Origin of the sequence: Aquimarina latercula DSM 2041, assembly GCF_000430645.1 — a bacterium.
Lineage (GTDB): Bacteria > Bacteroidota > Bacteroidia > Flavobacteriales > Flavobacteriaceae > Aquimarina > Aquimarina latercula.
Window position 1 is genome coordinate 75,974 of sequence record NZ_AUMK01000016.1, and the last position, 19,751, is coordinate 95,724.

Below are 19,751 nucleotides of genomic sequence, written 5' to 3' on the forward strand. Positions count from 1 at the left end.
AAGTTGATTAAGCTTCTTGCATTTTATGAGAGAACTTAAGAATGATAAATTCTGCTGGACGAACAACCGCCATTCCGATTTCGATAATCATATTTCCATCAAGAATATCATCAGCTGTCATCGTTTCTCCTAATCCCACATTTACATAAAATGCTTTATCAGGTGTAGGACCAGCTAATGCTCCTGCTCTCCATTGTAGTGTCAAGAAATTATTGATCATTGCTTTTACTCTAACCCACGTATTCATATCATTAGGTTCAAAAACAAATTGTTCTGTAGCTTTTTTGATAGATTCCTCGGCCATATTAAAAAATCTTCTTACTGGCACATATCTCCACTCCTTATCATTACCTGCTAAGGTTCTTGACCCCCAAACCAAAGTTCCTTTTCCTGTAAAAGTTCGAATTGCATTTACAGATTTTCCTGCTACAGTATCTACATTTAATCGATCCTGTTCTTCATTGGTTATTTTTATAGAAGGTTTGATTACATAATTTACTCCAACATTTGCTGGCGCTTTCCAGACTCCTCTATCACTATCTACTCTTGCATATACCCCTGCCATAGCACTACTTGGTGGTAACTCAAGAGGAAGGATTCCTAATTCTACTTTAATTAGGTTATAAGTTGCACTATCTATATTCTCAATAGCTGCTAGATTTTGACCATCAAGAGAACCAGTTATAACGCCATCAGCTGCTTGTGCTGCGGTAATTGCATCGGTTAATGCAGGTGTTATTAATGCTATCACTGCCTGAATATCTGCTTCTATGGTCGCAACGGCTGTAACGGCTGCTGTAGATTCTGTTTTTACTACTCCACCACCAGGTGCGCTATTGGCTGCCCCATTAATATCAGTAATATGTCCTTCTAAAGCTGTGATTAATGTTGGAATAGCACTCGCTCCTGTTATTGCTGCATCCAATGCTCCTGCAGCGGCAGTCACTCCAGCTTCTCCTACTACATTACCATCAGTCGCTGCACTGGATCCAGAGCTAACTACACTATTAAGTGCATCAACAATAGGTTGGATTGTATCGGTAATAGTAGTTCGATTAGTATTGGCTTCTCCATTAGTACCTGCTTGTAAAACTGTATCTGCATCTGTTAACGCAATGACTAAAGCTGGAATACCATTTAAAACAGTTTGTATGTCTGAAGTACTCTGGGTAGCTGTTGCCATTGCAGTAATACTCTCTGGAGTTTCATCTTCGCTGGTATGACTAATAGCAACATTAGCTTCATCATAACTATAATCTAGAATGGTTTCTAAATATGGGTAATAAGCAGCACCATATTTTAGGTAATCTTTTTCTAGGTTTACTCCTGAACGCAATGCTACAATTGGAGCATCACTAGTATCATCATAACTATAGGTATCTATGATTGCAAATCGATCCTGAAGATCATTACATTGAGTTAAGGCATTATTATATAATGCGAAAAATTCGTTTGGATCTGCAATTGCAGTAGCATCAGGAAACAATAACAATGTGGGCTCATCTTCTTTTTTAAGAAGATCTAATCCATCATTTAAATCACTAAATAATACATTTCCTCCTGTATAATCAGCTACAGAAACAATGTAACAAGGTCCTCCTCCATTTGCGAAATACATCTGTAAGGCATAATACATTAAATAGGGTTGTCTATTAGCTACAACCTGATCCTTATCAATTGTAATATTTCTTTCTATATCTCCATTTACTAAGGCATCAAATATTGTAACTTCAATATTTACCTCTGGTAATGCAAATCCAAAGTATGTTTCATATTCTAACATAGAAGTAATTCTGGTTGGCTTTTGTAACAAATCATCTGCTACCTTTTTTGTTGCCTTCTCAGTGTATCCTATAAAAGCTGGAATTGCTGTTTCTACTTGGGCTACGGATGGAGGAAATTTAACAATCTCCTCTATATAAACCCCTGGTGTTTTGTACGTTGCCATAATTTTAATTGTTTTTAAATAAAAATTTCAGAATATGTTGTTGTAATATTTGTGTTTACATCTGTTGTTTGCTTTATCAAATCTGCTGTTGGATTCGGAAAAGTATATTTTTCAATATCCGATGGAAGCGGAGGTACAATATCAGCATCAGGATCAATTTCGATAAATCCGTTTTTGGTTAAAGGTTGAACAGAAGAAGTTTCTAATTCCTCATCATCAGATTTCTTAATATATTTCCAAATTGTTTTTCTGTTATCAAAATGAAGCTTATAAGAAGGACTAGGATCTAATAAATAGTTTTTCACATCATTAGGATCTGAGTTATCTATTGTGATAAGATCCATGCTATTATCCCCTATCGTATGAAGTTTAATAATGCCGAGCAATCCTTTACTCTTTTCTGATTGTATAGCTTGGTTTAATAGATGCTTAGCTTCATCGGTTACTAAATCACCTTCCTCAACTTCTGCCAATAGCTCTAAATAAGGATTGGTACTTGCATCACCATTCTCCTGCAATATGTTATACCAAATTGCTTGCGAACCTTCTTCTGATAACAAATAATCCTGATCTATTAGATCGTTAGATGAATTTAAAGGGATATATGTATATGGATCGGATTCTGTACTTGGTTTTATATTTGAGAAATAGTACAATCTATTTTTCTCTTTGGGTAACTCTGTATAATTATCAAATAGGTAATCGTTGTTGTATATGAGGAATGTAAACCCTAGATTATCATCGAGAAAAATTGTTGATTTATAATCATCATTTTCTTCTACAACCTTGTTAAGTACTATAAAACCATCCGTCCCCTCTTTCATAATAATTTTATGATCTCTAAAAACCTTTTGCGTAGCAGTTGTTGGAACCACTTTCAAAAAATCTTTAAAAACATACTTATTTAATCGTATAACCTTCTCTTCATTATTCATCGAGGTAAATGAAATAGATCCATTATCAAGAAAATATGAATGATGCAGCTGCACCTGAAACATCTCTTTATATAAAATACTAAAAGCCAATTAATTACGTTTTAAACTTCCATTAATCTCTGTTATCAAACTACCTTCGGATTGTGTTACATCTCTTTCTATCTCCAGTACACTAACCTTATATATTACTGAAGGATATTGTTTACCCCCTAGAGTTCCCCAGATAAAGTTCATTTCTTCAAATGATGGAGTAAAAAGCTCTGTTGTAAACTTAAAATCACCTATCTGATCCATTCCATCCAAATCCCTGTCAAAATTTGTATTAGATTGTGTAAAAATCTTCTTGAATTGAAAAAATTCTACCACTCTTGAAATACTTTTTAATGATTCTTTATAATCATTCCTATTTGCCGAAAACATTATATAAAGATTCAAATTAACTTTGTTGTTTTTATAGACCACTTTTGTGCCTTCTATTTTATGATTTAGAATATTTTTTAAGGTGGATTCTTCTTCTGTATGTAGTAGCGAAAGAACAATATTATTGCTATCCGAGGGTTCATCATCTTCAGACTCCACAAAAGCTATATTATCTAATGAAACTGGTTTTTCTTCAATTTCTATGTTGAAAAAATTATTAACCTCCTCTGTAATAATCTGTAACACTTCGAATATCATATCCTTTTATTATCGAATTAACTGATTTGTATCTAAATCTTTTACATCTAGCGTTAGATATATAAAATCGCTTGCATACTAAAAAAATTAAAGAATTCGGGGTAGGTTACTAATTCATTGGGGTTTGAATATTCTCAACCAATAAAAGGGAATTATATGTTTGATTAAGATGTTATAAAATTATGTTTTAGACAGATCATTTGGTATAGTTAAAACACGGAATCTGTAAAGGAAAACAACTTTACTATATAGGGGTAAATATCCCTAACAGATTACTGTTTTGTAATACCGTATTACTATACTATCGTTAACAAAATAGTTTACAAAACCAGAGTGCTCTTCCCTGAAAACCGTGAATACATTTTCACTAAAAGAGGTGTAAGAAAAAAACGTTTTATTCCGAACCTTTGTAGTGTTCAAAAACAAAAAGCATTTTTATTATGAAAAGCACATTAATTAAAATAATATTCTCCATTAGTTTAATATTTCTTCATAAAGTCAAAGCGCAGCAGTCATTACCTTTAACCAATGGAACTTCTACTAATGGTATTTCAAAAACTATAATAAAACCAAAAAGTAATAGTAATACGTATTACTACAGCAATGGCTCTATAAAAGAAATTAGAGAAACAAGTAACAACAAGTTACATGGAACCTGGAAATTATTTTATGATAATGGCCAATTAAAAAAAGAAGGGGTATTTAATAATGATAAAATTCATGGTCAATGGAAAATCTATGATCAAAAAGGACGATTAATATTTATCGAAAACTACAATAACGGTGATGAAGATGGGATATGGAAAGCTTTTTATTCTAATGGAAAAATAAAAATTGAAGGAGCATTTACTAAAGGTAAGAGACAAGGTACCTGGAAAACATATAACGAATTCGGAGAATTAAGAAAAATAGTAACATTTGAAGATGATATAGAAAAGCGAGAATTAATTTTAGATGATAAATCTAAAGATTTAAACTTTTATTCTATAAATCAATCCATTGGAAATTATTAATACTTCTTCCAGAAACTCACAAATCATGTTAGCAATCGTTTTACTAACCATAATTGTTACTGCTATAGTAATATATTATCAATTCTATTGGACAAAAATTGAGCAACATTATGAATGTATAAATTATGAAAATTATTCTTTAATTAAAGAATCTCCTTTTTCCGAAGAGTGTAGTTCTTATCAGATTTTAAGAAAAGAAAATGAAATCTGGTTCAAAAGGGATGGATACTCTCTGTTTTATATTTCTTTAAAATCAATAGACTCAAGAAATGTTGAGTTAATTGGATTGGATGGTTATGGTATAAGAAATATGGAATTTAAAAAATACATTTGTCGATTAGTGCAAAAAATAAAAATCAAACATAATAGTCAATAAAAATAAAGGAGAACTTAAAGTTCTCCTTTATCCAAATATGATATGTTGATATAATAATTACATCTTTACATCAGATAATTTTACTTCATTAGCATCTTTATCTAACATTACTACTTCGTCAAAACCAGCATTTTTAAATTGTTCAAACTGAGTAGCAGCATCTCCTATAACTAAATATGCCATTTTAGACTCATCCAGATATTTGTTAGCCAGTGCTTTATGCTGTTCTAGAGTCATTCCTTCAATAATTGACTCTTCTTTAGCTATATAATCAGCAGGAAGGTCATATCTTCCCATTTCTTGTAATATTCCTAATAATGCGAATTGAGTTTCGAATTTACGCGCATTTGATTTAATTAAAGCATTTTTAGTAAATGTCAAATCTTCTTCAGAAATACCACTTTTATATTTTTCGATTTCATCTTTAAATATTTTTACTGATTCAAAAGTGGTATTGGTACGTACACTAGAAGAAGCGGTAAATGTTCCTGGAATTTTACTTCCACTAAACCCTGATCTTGCACCATAAGTATACCCTTTTTCTTCTCTAAGAATTAGGTTAACGTTTCCGGAAAAAGATCCTCCTAACTTATAATTCATTACCGTAGCTGGAAAATAATCTTCATCTGTACGAGCCATAGATAAGTACCCAATATTGATAACTGATTGTTTTGCATTAGGAATATCTACAAAGTACAAAGATGCTTTATCTCTATTATTTACAATTTCATACTCAGGAATAGTAACTTCTTTACTTGCCCATTTACTCTCTAAGTTTTTAAGTGAAGCTATAGCCTTATCTTTATTTAAATCACCTACTATCTGAAATTTACTTACGGATGGAGAAAAATTATTTATATAAAACTGCTTTAAGTCATCAATAGTTATAGATTCTACCGAAGTTACTGTTCCACTAGTTGGATATGCAAACATGTGTTTATCTCCATACAATACCTTATTATAAACATTTCTTGCAACAACATTAGGGTTGGCAGCTGATCTTTTTATTCCATTAATAGTTTTAGTCTTAATTCTTGCGAATTCTTCCTCATCCCATCTAGGTTCTAATAAAATTTCTTCTACAAGGTTTATCGTTTTATCTAGATTACGTGCTAATGTATTTCCACTAATGATTATAGCTTCTCTTGTAGTATACATATTAATTGAAGCTCCTAACAATTCTATTTCTTCTTCTAACTGCTCTGGAGTTTTAGTTGCAGTTCCTTCCATCATTATGTCAGTCATAAGGTTTGCAACTCCAACCTTATCAAAAGAATCTAATAAATGACCTCCAGAAATCACTAAACTAAAATTCACTAAAGGAAGTTCATTTTGTTCCATTCCGTATACTTTCATTCCATTAGCTAATGTTGTATTCCAAGAAGATGGAATATTAAGCTTAGGAGACTCTCCTTCTTTAGGCGCTACAGATCTATCGAAAGCGGATGGTGTTTTTTCTATTTCTTCTTTTGTTTCTGCCACTGCTTTTTCTACATTCTCTTTGATTTCTTCTTCTACAACAGCAGCTTTTTCAGAATCATTGGCTGCTAAATCAACTTTCCCTTTAGGAACAAAGCTCGTAATAACATAAGGTTTTCCTTTAATGTACTTATTATATACTCTCAATACATCTTCTTTGGTAACCGCTTTGATATTTTCTATATCTTGGGTAATAAATCCAGGATCTCCAGCAAATACATTATACTGTGCTAACTGAAAAGATTTTCCTAAAACACTACTTATTCCATTATAAAACTGAGTCTCTAGACCGGCCTTTATTCTTTCAATATCCGTATCTGTGATTCCTTCTTCTTCAAATTTCTTAAACGCTTCAAAAACTCCAGCTTCGATATCTGCTAAGCTTTTTCCTTCATTAGCGGTAACATTAACTCTAAATTTACCGGCTATTTCCATAGAACGATTCCAAGCATTTGTATCCGATGTCAATTCTTTTTCTTTAACTAACACCTTATACAATGGAGCTTTTTTTCCTTCGGACAACAATTCTCCTAAAAAATCTAAAGCATATGCATCATCTGTATATTGTTCTACAGTTGGCCATACCATATTAAGTTGAGCAGTTGTAGCAAAATTATCTTCATGCATAAACCTCTTTGTCCCTGACAAAGTTACATTCTGAACTTTTAGTTTTTCTACTGGTTGTCTTTTTTTGATTTCACCAAAATACTTTTCAATCATTGCCTTAGCATCAGCTGTTTCAAAATCACCTGCTAATACCAGTGTGGCATTATTTGGACCATAATACTTATCATAAAACTCCTTTACATCTTCTACCGTAGCATTCTGAAGATCTACTAACTCCCCTATCACTTGCCAATTATAAGGATGACCTTCTGGAAAAATATTTTTATCAATTACCCAACTTGTATGACCATAAGGGTTATTATCAACTCGCTGTCTTTTTTCATTTTGAACTACCTCTTGTTGATTATTAAAAGCACTTTCGGTAACTGTATTAATCAAGAATCCCATTCTATCAGATTCTAACCACATTACTGTTTCCATTGCATTTTTAGGAACCACTTCGTAATATATAGTCCCATCTTGCCAAGTACCTCCATTAAGAGTTCCTCCTACATCCTGAATCTTTTTGAAAAACTGATCCTGAGGTACGTTTTCCGATTCTTGGAATAGCATATGTTCAAATAAATGAGCAAACCCTGTTCTTCCTGTTTTTTCTCGATTAGATCCTACACCATATTGTATAGCAACCGAAACAATAGGATCTGATTTGTCTTGATGTAAAACAACCTGAAGGCCATTTTCTAATTCGTACTTTTCGAAATCGATAGATAATTTACCAACTTCCTCGTTTTCTGATTTAGTTTCTGCTGTTTCTTTTTTACAAGAAATAACGGAAACAAATAAAAAGGATAATGCTACTAAAAGCGTCCTAGATATTCGAGTTTTCATGTTTTATTTTTTTGATTAAGGTTTAAATGTAGTTTAAGGAAATGAGTATTTATATTGTTATATTATTAAAAAAACGTTAAAAAGGTCGTTTTTTATTCAAAAAAGCTTCTGTATACATTAAAATTTTAAGATTTATTTATTTTAACTGTTGATCCTAATATAAATCCCTTTATAATATTTTTTTTATAAATACATTACTCTATATCTCATTCCATATTAAACTTAAAAAAAGAAAAGCTTTATATATTATATATAACAATACAAAATATATAAAGCTTTTATAATTCGTAATTATAAAAATTAATTAAGTATTGACTATTCTTTAACCATTTTCTTAATTAATCTTCTTTGATCATTTTCTATTACAATAAAATAAGCTCCAGGTGACAAAGATGATATATTCAATTCAACCTGCTTGGAAGTTATTTTCTGGATATCAAGAGTTTTATTTAATTTCCTTCCTCTTATATCAAAAATTGTAATAGTAGGATTAACAAAGTTAACTGTATTATCTATGTACAACCTACTTCGAGTAGGGTTTGGATGGATTTTTATAGTATCTAAATTAAAATCTTCAACACTAAGAGTAGTAGGCTCGACATTTAAAGTAAAATTAATTACCTGTTGTGCTACCCCACAATTTGCTCCAAAAGTAACTTCTACTGTCCAATCTCCATCTTCATCCCCATTAAGTTCTATATTATCAAAATTAATACTATCGGTATTATATGTTTGACCTCCAGGTGCAGTCCAAACTACCGAAGCATTAAACGGAGAAGCTGGTATTGTCAATTCTATATTTAAATCTTCTAAAACTTCAATTGTTTCTCCGTCACTAAATGATACTGCTGTTCCTCCATCAATACTATATACTGTGTCTCCATCCGATAAATCAGGAGTATCAGCTGCAATGTTAATATTTACAGGTGTTCGAATCGATTCACACCTCCCTCCTTTTGATGTAAAATTCCAATCATAAAAGAAGTAATAGAATTCTAATGCATTTACTGTGTTTCCAACAATTGAAACTACATTGGAAGGTGAAGTATAAGGATAACTAACTCCATTTCCTGCAGGTGTTCTTCTTAATGAAACTAAATCACTTGTTACAGATATTATATTATTATTCCCTTTAGGAACATTAAGGTTTACAATTACTAACGATTCCCCTAATGGAATATCTACAGTAGTTGAAGCGACTACATTTCCAGCTGCATCAGCAACTTGTATAGTTCTAGATCCAGCAGACATAGCTGACATCATAAAAGACTCAATAGTAATATCATCATTCGTATTAAAAATCAACCCCTGAGAAAAATCATAATCAGCAGCTGTACTAATATCTGGCGCAGGTGTTTTCTCTGAAACTATTACTGAAGAAACTCCTGAAACATAATAAGTAGTAGGACCTGTTATAGCTGGGGTTATAAAAGATGTCCCTGTTGCTATTTCAGCACCTCCTGTAGCCGCAGTATACCACTTATAATCTGTGCTCCCCGAGGCTGTAAGTGTTGCTTGATCATTAGCACAAACATCAATATCAGAAACTAAAGGTTGTAAAGCTTCTTCCAAGTCTAACGAAAATGCATACTCAATTGATCCACACGTTCCATCTGAATCAATTGTCACCAAATATTGACCTGCTTCATTTAAGGATAGATCATTAATTGTTATAGACGCATCTACACTAGAGAAGCCATTTGGTCCAGACCAAACATAAGTTGGATTAGCTCCTGTAAGTACATCTAATTGAAATTTGATTGATTGTCCAGTACATAAGCCCACTAAGGACCCTTCTTCAACAGCTCCATTATCTATTGACAATTCTTGTTTTGCAGTAATTGTAAGACAATTAGGAAGTGAAGATCTCCATATACCCCTTCCATAAGTAGCTGCGGTAATGGAATTATCAGCTATATTAATTTCTAAATCATTAACTATAGTAGTTGGTAAATTATTTAAAAATGGAGTCCAAGATCCATCATTAACACTCCTATACACACCAATACTCGTACCTATGTATATTGGATCTTGTGATTGACCAGAATGGTGCACTATATCATTTATAAAAAAGTAATTGTCATTTATTGGTAAATTTGAAGAAATATTATTAAAAGTATTTCCTCCATCGATTGACTTATGAACGGCAGATGCCGTAGTAACCCATACAATATTAGGATCTGTATTATGAATAGCTATTCCTCTTATTCTGCTTCCAAAATTAAATACATCTACAACATTATTTCCTGAATCAGTTGTTTTCTTAAGCGTACTACTTACTGAAATATACATAATTGCATTATCAGATGACGCTATTTCCATTTGACTTGCTGAACTTCCTAAATCCGCTAATTGTACCCATCCATTTTCAGCTGCATTTAAACGATATAAATTATCATAACCAGCAAATAACTCTCCTGTTGCGTTTATTGCTAATGGCGTTATCCAATTCCCATTAGATCCAGCTGGTTGGGGCACACTTCCTGAACCACTACTACCTGCATTCGAAGACAAATATAGCCCTCCTCCATTTTGAATAAATCCGTAATACTTATCATCATTTGTTGGATCAATTGCTGTATCCATTCCATCTGCACCATAGTAATTAAGCCAATTTCCATTTCCATTATTATATGCGTGCCCTCCATTATCTTGTAATCCTCCAACCATTTTATTTGGATCATTTTGAGAAACAGCCACTTTATAAAATTGACTTGCTTGAATACCAGCTGTATGATCTGTAAAAACATTCCCACCATTAGTAGATGAATAAATACCTCCGTCCGAACATACGAAAACAGTTCCTCCAAAAGATCTAATCATATGTATATCTGCATGCGTATAAGAAGCACCTTGAGGGAAAGACCATTCATTTAATTTACTAAAAGATGTACCTCCATCATCTGACTTCCAAACATTAAGACAACCTACAAATACTTCATCAGCATCTGTTTGTGAAACACCTAAGGCTAAATCATAAAAAGCTTGTTGACTTTCTATAACATCCGTAGAACTATTTTTTTCTAAGAAAGACTCTCCACTATTTTCAGAGCGATATACACCTTGAAAAGATTCGTCCGCATTAACACTTAATATGTAGACATATTCGTTATTTGCAGGTGTTACCTCAATTACCATTCTACCACTACCTGTTGGAGTTCCATTGGTAATAATATTAAAGGAATCTCCTCCATTGGTCGATTTATAAAATTCGCTAGGAGTTACAGCATATATTACATTAGGATCGCTTGGTTTTAATTTAATATCTTTAATATTTCCTGGTAAAGTAACATTCCAAGTTACACCTGCATCTATTGATTTAAAAATTCCTGTATTAGTAGCTACCCATAATATACTAGAATTGGTTGGATGTATATAAATTTCATTCATTGACAATGGTGTATTACTTGGAGCCAATCCAGTCGGATTCCAAGTTTGTCCGCCATCTGTAGATTTAAAAACACCGGCACTTAAAGTATCATTTCCATCATCATCTCCTGTGGAGATATAAATAATATCAGAATTAGAATAATCTATAGCAATTCCTGAAACCCCTATTTGAGGTAAATTATCTGTTAAAGGCATCCATCCATTTCCAGCGTTAACTGATTTCCATAATCCTCCCGCAGGAGTACCTACATACCAAATATTTGCATCATTCGGATCTACAGTTATAGCATTAATTCTAGCTTGACCTGAAGACCAAGACCCTGTATTTGTATGGGTAAAAGGTCCTATGGCTTCCCAATTACTTAAATCTGTAGATATTAATTTATTATTTATTTCATTCCTATGTTCCCAAGCAATCCATTTATCTTCAGGAGTTGGCAAGTATCCTTCTCCATCAACAACATCCTCCCAAATATATTCCCATCTTTTAAATGGTTTATATCCACTACCTTTCTTACTAGGGTCTCTTGTTTCCCAATAATCATTAAAAGCTTGTTGAATTTCTTGAAAAGTAGGTCTTAATTCCTTGTTGGTCTTACTTTGTTTCAGGTTCCGCATCCAAGGAGCATCTTGATTGTATTGAGCATTAATTATTCCGAAAAAAAGTAGAGCGAAAAAGAGATAAAAATTTTTCATAATTTGTGCAAAAGATTAATAAATGTTTTAAAATATATAGAATTATTTAATTCAAAAAAATGTCTTGTCTAGTTACAACAGTTTTAGCAAAAATTACCCTACTCATAATGTAAAAAAACTTCTGCCTATCCAATAAAATTTAACCCAACCACCCATCACGATCTAAACTTCGATACTGTATTGCTTCAGAAATATGATCTCCATTAATTGATTGAGAACCCTCTAAATCTGCGATAGTTCTAGAAACCTTTAATATTCTATCATACGCTCTAGCCGAAAGGTTTAATCTTTCCATAGCGGTTTTTAATAATTCTTTTGAAGCATCATCTAATTGACAATAAACTCTTAATTGTCTCACACCCATCTGGGCGTTATAATGAATGTTTTTTAAATCTAGAAACCTTTTTGTTTGTATATCTCTAGCTTTAATAACACGTTGTCTTATCATAACACTACTCTCACCTCTTCTTTCTTCACTTAATTTATCAAAAGGAACCGGAGTAACTTCGATATGAATATCAATTCGATCCAATAAAGGTCCAGAAATTTTACTAAGGTATCGTTGCATTTCTGCAGGAGAAGAAGTCACTGGCGCATCGGGATCATTAAAATACCCTCCAGGACTTGGGTTCATACTTGCTACTAACATAAAGCTGGATGGGTAAGTCACAGTAAACTTAGCTCTAGAAATTGTTACTTCTCTATCCTCTAATGGTTGACGCATAACTTCTAATACATCTCGTTTAAATTCAGGAAGTTCATCCAAAAACAAAACACCATTATGTGACAAAGAAATCTCACCAGGTTGCGGATAACTACCTCCACCAACTAAAGCAACATTAGATATTGTATGATGAGGACTACGAAAAGGACGTTGTGCCATTAATCCAACATTATCTTTTATTCTTCCAACAACACTATGAATTTTCGTCGTTTCTAATGCTTCTTGAAGAGACATTGGAGGCAATATGCTTGGTAACCTCTTACTCAACATTGTTTTTCCACTACCTGGAGGTCCAACTAAAATAATATTATGACCACCTGCAGCAGCAATCTCCATGCATCTTTTTATACTCTCTTGCCCTTTTACATCCGCAAAATCAAACTCTGGATTATCTAGTTCTTTATAAAATTCTTCTCTAGTATCCACAACGGTTTGATTCAAAGTTCCTTTTCCATCGAAAAAATCTATAACTTCTTTAATATTTGTTACACCGTAAACTTCCAAATTATCCACTATTGCCGCTTCTTTTGCATTTTGAGTAGGTAAAATAAATCCTTTAAACCCTTCTTCTCTAGCTTTAATAGCAATAGGCAAAGCTCCCTTTATAGGTTGAAGACTTCCGTCTAACGATAATTCTCCCATTATTAAATAATCAGAAATATGTTCTCCCTTAATTTGAGAACTGGCAGCCAGTATACCCAAAGCTAATGTTAGGTCATATGCTGATCCCTCTTTCCTAAGATCTGCGGGAGCCATATTAATGGTAATCTTCTTACCTGGAAGTTTATAATTATTATTCTGTAGTGCAGCTGCAATTCGAAAACTACTTTCTTTAATAGCATTGTCAGGCAATCCTACTAGATGATATCCAATCCCTTTATCTATATTAACTTCTACAGTTATTGTCGTAGCCTCAACACCGAAAACGGCACTTCCAAAGACCTTAATAAGCATATTCTTTTTTTAAATTATAACTAGAATATCTCCTTATGTGATACCATCGCTATAAGTATATGTCATTTCCGATCTATATGTTACTGGCAAATCACTATTTTTTTCAAAAAATTTTAAAAACTTGTTATAAAAAGGGATTACAGATTAGATCTGTATTAATTATTACACCCTATAAATACTATTGTTTAGGACTTACGAAAAGGCAATATTTAATTAGTAGTTGTAAGGAATTTTACCACCCAAAATATAGAAACTTACAATCAACAAAAAAACAGAAAATAATCAGTCCTATTAAAATTGATGCGTTGATACGAATTACTTTAAAATAAAAACAACTTAATAAAAGTAAAGGTAACAACCGAATAAAAAACAAACAAAACAATTTCTAGACGGTATTTTTCTACGATTCTCTTTAACATTGGAAGTGGTTTAAGTTTATTGGTTTATATATAAAACAGCTAATTATCTTTCTACCCTATATTTATTAAAAAAATCCCAACCTGGTTAATTGTTGGGATTAAATAAAAAAATAATAATCTTTATAAAAGTAAAATTTTATTGTCTTGAAAAAACAATACAAATACTGCGTTTTTCCTTTTACTTAAGACTCATCATATTACATAACAAACAATTTAGAGAACTGCTTCCTGATGAGAAAGAAACAACCTCTCATTTAAAAACCTAAGGGTAGGAATTTTATCTTTAGTTTCTACAAGAATAGATATATTATTATTACTCCCGCCATAAGAAATCATTCTAACAGGTATATAATTAAGGATTTCAAAAAGTTTATGAGAATTTTTATCGTTAATTACAGATTCTCCAACAATACAAATAATACTATGATTCTGTTCAACCGTAACCTCTGCATACCCCTCTATTTCTTTTACTATTTCATCAATGTGAGTAACATCATCAATCGTTAAAGAAATTGCTATTTCTGATGTAGTAATCATATCAATGGATGTATGATAATTATCAAAAACTTCGAAAATCCTTCTAAGATATCCGTGTGCCATCAACATTCTATTTGATTTAATTTTAATGGCTGTTATTCCATCTTTCGCAGAAATGGCTTTTAATCCTTTTCTATATGTTTTATTAGAAATTACTGTTCCAGCTGCCTTAGGATCGAACGTATTTTTTAATAGTACAGGAATATCTTTATCTACAACTGGAGAAACTGTTTGTGGATGTAAAATTTTAGCTCCAAAATATGCTAATTCCGCAGCTTCATTATATGTAAGATGAGCAATTGGGTTTGTACCTTCTACATATCTAGGATCATTATTATGTAACCCATCGATATCTGTCCATATTTGAATCTCACTGGCATTTAGTGCAGCACCTATAATAGTAGCGGTATAATCGCTACCTCCTCTTTTAAGCGTACTAATTTGATGTAAATGATCTCTACAAACAAATCCCTGCGTTATATATATATTAGAAGTTTCATTGCTTTCCAGAACTTCATTTAATTTCTGAGAGACCTTTTTAATATTTGGATTATCCACATTATCAACACACATAAAATCCTTTGCCGAAATTAATTGATTGGTAACTCCAATAGTACTCAAAAAGTTCGAGAAAATATAGGTTAACAATGTCTCACCAAAAGTAAGAACCCTAGCATTTAACACTTCTGTATATTCCTGGTTAGACAACTCTAACATTTCTGTTATCATTGAAGAAATTCCATCCTTAAGACTATTTTTTAGCATTAAGTCATCTACTAAGGTATCAACTACCTCTAAATGTTTATTCTCTAATCTATGAAGATTTCTAGTAATACCTTCTGCATCTTTTAGTTTTATATATGCTACTAAATTTACCAACTGATCAGTAACTCCAGACATCGCAGAACATACAACGATCTTTTGGTCATTATCACTTATAAGTATATCCTTAACTTTATACAAATTCTCTACAGACCCAACAGATGTTCCTCCAAACTTTAAAATCTTCATAGCAATTTTTATTTTTTACAATGCATAATTAGACAATAGAGCATAAAGAATAAATATTTTGATAAAAAAAGTATATATTTACACAATATGTTAAATATCTAACAGAATGAAAACTATTACAGATTGTGTTCACAATATACTGAGGCATCAGCCATTTTTGGAAGACGCACTATCACGAGATATTATTAATTTTAGTTCACTCGCTACCGATCTATTGCCGCAAGTAGAAAAAGAAATGAGAAAACCAGTAAAGTCAGGTTCCATTGTAATGGCTTTACGAAGATATCATCCTAAAAGAATTAAACATTCAGAAAATCTTGGAAGCTTAGGCGATATTGTGGTAAGGTCAGGAATTACAGAATATGCTTTTCTAAACTCTAATACAATTCTTACCAGTCAATCTAATCTATTAAATACTGTGAAAGATAAATCAAAAACCTATTTCACATATTCTAGTAATTTCCAAGAAAGTAATATACTTGTTTCTTCATCCCTTAAGTCAGTGGTTGAAGATCATTTTAAGGATGAAACATGTATATCCGTCAAAGATGATTTATCTTCTATGTCTATTGCTCTTCCTGATGATAGTTCTAGATCGATTGGATTATATTTCTATATATTTAAGCTTTTAGCATATGAAGGAATTCCAGTTTTTGAAATTATATCGACTTCTAATTACTTCACTCTTTTTTTAGAAAAAGAATATGTAAATGATGCATTTCTTTTAATGAATGAAATAAAAGAGAATTAAAAATCTTCAATAAAAAAAGCCCTGATATCATCAGGGCTTTTCATTTATTTTTATTTGTTTACCAAATATTCACTCTCTTCTCCGGCTCTAAATACATTTTATCTCCTTGTTTAATATCGAAAGCATCATAAAATGCTTGAACATTTAACAATGGTTGAATTGCTCTAGTAGTTCCAGGAGAATGTGGATCTGTCTTAATTTGCGTTCTTAACGCATCTTCTCTAACCTTCGTTCTCCAAACAGTAGCCCAAGACATAAAAAATCGTTGTTCTGGAGTAAATCCATCAATATCCTCAGGTCGCCCATTTTCTGCTAAATGCATCTGTAATCCATCATAAGCTCCCAATACACCTCCAAGATCTCCTATATTCTCTCCAAGAGTAAACTTACCATTGATATATACACTATCTAACACTTCGATTGCGCTATATTGTTCAGCAAGAGCATCACCTCTTTCGGTAAATTTCTTAAGATCATCTTCTGTCCACCAATTAGATAAATTTCCATCTGCATCAAAACGAGCACCAGAATCATCAAAAGCATGAGAAATTTCATGACCAATAACAGCTCCAATCCCTCCATAATTTACAGCTTCATCAGCAGTATAGTTATAAAATGGAGGTTGTAATATTGCCGCAGGAAAAACAATCTCGTTATTAAGAGGATTAAAATAAGCATTAACTGTTTGTGGAGACATTCCCCATTTAGTTTTATCTACTGGTTCTCCAATATCATCAAATTGTCTATCCTGAGCCCATTTGCTAACAGCTGCCATATTATCAAAATAAGATTTATCCGCAGAAACTGTCATCTTAGAATAATCTTCCCACTTATCTGGATATCCAATCTTAACTGTAAATTTATCAAGTTTTTCTATTGCCTTTACCTTTGTGGTATCACTCATCCAATCCAATCGCTCAATTCTAGCCTTAAAAGCTGTGATAACATTAGCAATCATTTTTTCTGCCTTTTCTTTTGCTTCAGGCGGAAACTTTTCGTCAACATATAACTGACCTAATGCTTCTCCTACTGTTCCATTAACAGTTGCTAAAGCACGCTCATCAGCCGGTCTTTGCTCTTTCTGACCTCTTAAATATTTACTGTAAAATTCCCAGTTTGCTTTTTCTATATCAGTTGATAAAAGACCTGTAGCGCTATTAAAGGTATCCCATCTTACAAGTGTTTTGATATCTTCTATAGGTGTATTTTTAAAAAAACCATCTAAAGACTTTGTATATCTCAAATGAGCAACTATAATAGTATCGAATTTTTTAGTTACACCAAGATCCGAGATCATTTTATTTAAATCCAAAGTTGACAACATTTTATCCGCTTCTTCAAGCGTTCTTGGATTATTATAATTACGAGCGTCTCTACTCTCTTCTTTATTTAGTCTTGGTTCTGCAAGTTGAGTTTCCATCTTTAGGATCTTATCTGCCGCAATTTTTGCATCAGCCTCAGTATCTCCTAACATCCCAAGCATTCTTACAATATGCTTTTTATACTCTTCGCGAATTTCTTTTGATTTTGAGTCCTGATCTAAATAATAATCTCTATCTGGCAAACCAAGGCCATTTTGACCAAGATATACTGCATTCATAGCACTATTATTAAGATCTGCCTGTACTCCCAATCCAATAAAAGGTGAAGAAACTGAAGGGTTTTTTGCCAATACTGTTTGAAGATCTTCTAGATTATTAATAGACGCAATAGCATCTAATGCTGGTTGAAGTGGTTTTACTCCTGCAGCATTTCTAGCTGTAGTATCTAATTTAGTATCGAAAATTGCTAAAGCCTTAGCTTGATCAGTATCTGCACTATATTTTCCACTCTTTTTTGCTTTAGCCAAGATTTCTAAAACATCATTATCCGTAGATTTTCTTAATACACCAAAACCACCCCAGCTAGTTCTATCTTCCGGAATTTCTGTATTCTTCATCCAACTACCATTAACGAAGTTATAAAAATCTTCCTTTGGACTAACGGTGGGGTCCATATTGTCCAAAACGATACCTGGAACTTTTTCAACTTCGGCCACAGCCTCGGTTTCCTTTTCTTCCTCTTTTTTGGTTTCATTCTTGCAACCGACAAATGCAATGACGAATGCAGCCAAAAAATACACTTTTCTCATTTTTGTATTCATTTTATTAATAAATTAAGTTTAGTTCTTTGGAATAAGACGTAAAAATTGAGGATTCGTTACTCATATCCAATCTTGCAAGTTAGACAAATTGTAAAAATACAGGAAGCTCTTTTTAAAAATTTAACTAATCAAAAACAAAAACAAAACCATTAAACCGTTGAAAAACAATGCTTAAACCGTAAGTTATATTATCTTATTAACAAAAAATTAGCTACAAAACATCATTAATAATGATCATTATTTTTTAGAATTAAGTCTGTAAATATTGATTTTAAAAATTAAATACAGGAAATTATTTAAGTAGTCGTGTATCAAAACTAAAAGGTTCAATCTCTATTAGCTTTACCAAATTAAAATCTGGATGTAATGGATTAATAAGAAGATTCTGCTCTCTTGGTACTATAATACTGGGAACTTTTAATCCTAAATTTATATTTTCCGATATCCAATTTAAAGCAAAATGTTGAATTCCTGTAGAAGGTGGTATTTTATTCCAATCTTTTGGTAATTCTTTAATATCTATTGTAGAAATTCTATCATCCGGTAGTTCGATGGTGGCGATAGCCATATCATCCGGAAAATATGCAGCTGGTAAATGTGCTAGAACTTCCAAAACAGAAAGAGCCGCAGTAGTACTTGTATATAGGACAGCAACCCCTTTTGGGTTCCATCTGCCTCCAACGGTTTTAGCTCCAATACCGGTAAGGTCTTTTATATACTTTTGTTTAGCAATTCTATATACCAACATTATGCAAAAATTCCATGCTCTATACGAATTAACTCTTCGTTTAATAACTGAAATCCAAAAGTGGTATCAAGAAGTTCTTTGGGTTTTTTAGTTGCTAACGCAACATTTGGATGTTCCATCCACCGTTTAAAACGATCTAAGTCTCCAAAAATATTCTCTCCCCTCGCATAAAGTTTTGCCAATTGCAAAGCTTTTGAACTTGCTTCGGTACTTAACTTTTTATTGAGCTCATAACGCTGTATCGTGCGCTCCGACAAATGCAACACATGGGCCAACTCACTCAAATCAAAATCTATCGTTTTAGCAAGATGTAATAATGCTCGCTTATCAATACCATTACGAGATAGTTCAATAAAATCATAAACATTGTGCAAAGGAATATCAATATTTAGGTACCTCAATAACCCTTTACTTTCTAAACCATCATAATCTAACGGTGATACTGCGCTCATAACCAAAAGAATTTTTTACATTGACAAATGTACAAAAAAAAA

Annotated in this window: 13 protein-coding genes; 3 read left to right on the plus strand and 10 right to left on the minus strand. The window is 32.3% G+C overall.

Translation table 11 applies throughout. From position 1 onward, the window contains the following. Positions 1 to 7: 7 nt before the first annotated feature. The 3 genes from H526_RS0115585 to H526_RS0115595 are packed head-to-tail and all read right to left on the minus strand — an operon-like array spanning position 8 to position 3,561. Positions 8 to 1,948 (minus strand): phage tail sheath family protein, encoded by a 1,941-nt coding sequence (locus H526_RS0115585; RefSeq protein WP_027393867.1) that lies wholly within the window; start codon positions 1,946 to 1,948, stop codon positions 8 to 10. A gap of 14 nt (positions 1,949 to 1,962) precedes the next feature. Then, positions 1,963 to 2,973 carry a hypothetical protein gene (locus tag H526_RS0115590; protein WP_027393868.1) on the minus strand — a complete coding sequence of 337 codons (1,011 nt, stop codon included), beginning with the start codon at positions 2,971 to 2,973 and terminating at the stop codon, positions 1,963 to 1,965. Then, a complete protein-coding gene (locus H526_RS0115595; RefSeq protein WP_027393869.1) occupies positions 2,974 to 3,561 on the minus strand; it encodes a Pvc16 family protein in 588 nt (195 codons plus the stop codon). A gap of 440 nt (positions 3,562 to 4,001) precedes the next feature. Between H526_RS0115595 and H526_RS0115600 the strand changes: the two genes are divergently transcribed. Next, entirely contained in the window at positions 4,002 to 4,574 is a 573-nt protein-coding gene (locus H526_RS0115600; protein ID WP_027393870.1) for a toxin-antitoxin system YwqK family antitoxin, read from the plus strand. 25 nt (positions 4,575 to 4,599) lie between these two features. Next, positions 4,600 to 4,950 carry a hypothetical protein gene (locus tag H526_RS0115605; RefSeq protein ID WP_155839706.1) on the plus strand — a complete coding sequence of 117 codons (351 nt, stop codon included), beginning with the start codon at positions 4,600 to 4,602 and terminating at the stop codon, positions 4,948 to 4,950. Between the two features lie 57 nt (positions 4,951 to 5,007). Here the strand turns inward: H526_RS0115605 and H526_RS0115610 are convergent, their stop codons facing one another. The 4 genes from H526_RS0115610 to H526_RS0115625 form a co-directional block, all read right to left on the minus strand. Then, the gene (locus H526_RS0115610) at positions 5,008 to 7,884 is read right to left on the minus strand and encodes a M16 family metallopeptidase (protein ID WP_027393872.1); all 2,877 of its coding nucleotides are present in this window, start codon (positions 7,882 to 7,884) and stop codon (positions 5,008 to 5,010) included. A gap of 315 nt (positions 7,885 to 8,199) precedes the next feature. Continuing rightward, entirely contained in the window at positions 8,200 to 11,970 is a 3,771-nt protein-coding gene (locus H526_RS30955; protein WP_051336183.1) for an Ig-like domain-containing protein, read from the minus strand. 139 nt (positions 11,971 to 12,109) lie between these two features. Further along, positions 12,110 to 13,648, minus strand: a complete 1,539-nt coding sequence (locus H526_RS0115620) for a YifB family Mg chelatase-like AAA ATPase (protein ID WP_027393873.1) — start codon at positions 13,646 to 13,648, stop codon at positions 12,110 to 12,112. Positions 13,649 to 14,280: 632 nt separating this feature from the next. Continuing rightward, a complete protein-coding gene (locus H526_RS0115625; protein ID WP_027393874.1) occupies positions 14,281 to 15,615 on the minus strand; it encodes an aspartate kinase in 1,335 nt (444 codons plus the stop codon). A 106-nt stretch (positions 15,616 to 15,721) separates the two neighbouring features. Here H526_RS0115625 and H526_RS0115630 point away from each other — a divergent pair, with 106 nt between their 5' ends. After that, positions 15,722 to 16,366: a hypothetical protein gene (locus H526_RS0115630; protein ID WP_027393875.1), complete on the plus strand. Its 645-nt coding sequence runs from the start codon at positions 15,722 to 15,724 to the stop codon at positions 16,364 to 16,366. A gap of 58 nt (positions 16,367 to 16,424) precedes the next feature. On the opposite strand, the gene H526_RS0115635 is transcribed toward H526_RS0115630, so the two are convergent. The 3 genes from H526_RS0115635 to parS form a co-directional block, all read right to left on the minus strand. Continuing rightward, a complete protein-coding gene (locus H526_RS0115635; RefSeq protein WP_155839707.1) occupies positions 16,425 to 18,497 on the minus strand; it encodes a M13 family metallopeptidase in 2,073 nt (690 codons plus the stop codon). A 304-nt stretch (positions 18,498 to 18,801) separates the two neighbouring features. Beyond that, positions 18,802 to 19,257: an RES family NAD+ phosphorylase gene (locus H526_RS0115640; protein WP_027393877.1), complete on the minus strand. Its 456-nt coding sequence runs from the start codon at positions 19,255 to 19,257 to the stop codon at positions 18,802 to 18,804. Further along, positions 19,257 to 19,709: a type II RES/Xre toxin-antitoxin system antitoxin gene (gene parS / locus H526_RS0115645; protein ID WP_027393878.1), complete on the minus strand. Its 453-nt coding sequence runs from the start codon at positions 19,707 to 19,709 to the stop codon at positions 19,257 to 19,259. Before parS ends, H526_RS0115640 begins: the two co-directional genes overlap by 1 nt. Between the last annotated feature and the right edge of the window lie 42 nt (positions 19,710 to 19,751).

Bases quoted from the DNA above. Each gene is read 5' to 3' on its own strand.
- H526_RS0115620 (WP_027393873.1), bottom strand. From the start codon at position 13,648: ATGCTTATTAAGGTCTTTGGAAGTGCCGTTTTCGGTGTTGAGGCTACG.
- H526_RS0115625 (WP_027393874.1), bottom strand. From the start codon at position 15,615: ATGAAGATTTTAAAGTTTGGAGGAACATCTGTTGGGTCTGTAGAGAAT.
- H526_RS0115640 (WP_027393877.1), bottom strand. From the start codon at position 19,257: ATGTTGGTATATAGAATTGCTAAACAAAAGTATATAAAAGACCTTACC.
- H526_RS0115635 (WP_155839707.1), bottom strand. From the start codon at position 18,497: ATGAGAAAAGTGTATTTTTTGGCTGCATTCGTCATTGCATTTGTCGGT.
- H526_RS0115610 (WP_027393872.1), bottom strand. From the start codon at position 7,884: ATGAAAACTCGAATATCTAGGACGCTTTTAGTAGCATTATCCTTTTTA.
- H526_RS30955 (WP_051336183.1), bottom strand. From the start codon at position 11,970: ATGAAAAATTTTTATCTCTTTTTCGCTCTACTTTTTTTCGGAATAATT.
- H526_RS0115595 (WP_027393869.1), bottom strand. From the start codon at position 3,561: ATGATATTCGAAGTGTTACAGATTATTACAGAGGAGGTTAATAATTTT.
- H526_RS0115605 (WP_155839706.1), top strand. From the start codon at position 4,600: ATGTTAGCAATCGTTTTACTAACCATAATTGTTACTGCTATAGTAATA.
- H526_RS0115585 (WP_027393867.1), bottom strand. From the start codon at position 1,948: ATGGCAACGTACAAAACACCAGGGGTTTATATAGAGGAGATTGTTAAA.
- parS (WP_027393878.1), bottom strand. From the start codon at position 19,709: ATGAGCGCAGTATCACCGTTAGATTATGATGGTTTAGAAAGTAAAGGG.
- H526_RS0115600 (WP_027393870.1), top strand. From the start codon at position 4,002: ATGAAAAGCACATTAATTAAAATAATATTCTCCATTAGTTTAATATTT.
- H526_RS0115630 (WP_027393875.1), top strand. From the start codon at position 15,722: ATGAAAACTATTACAGATTGTGTTCACAATATACTGAGGCATCAGCCA.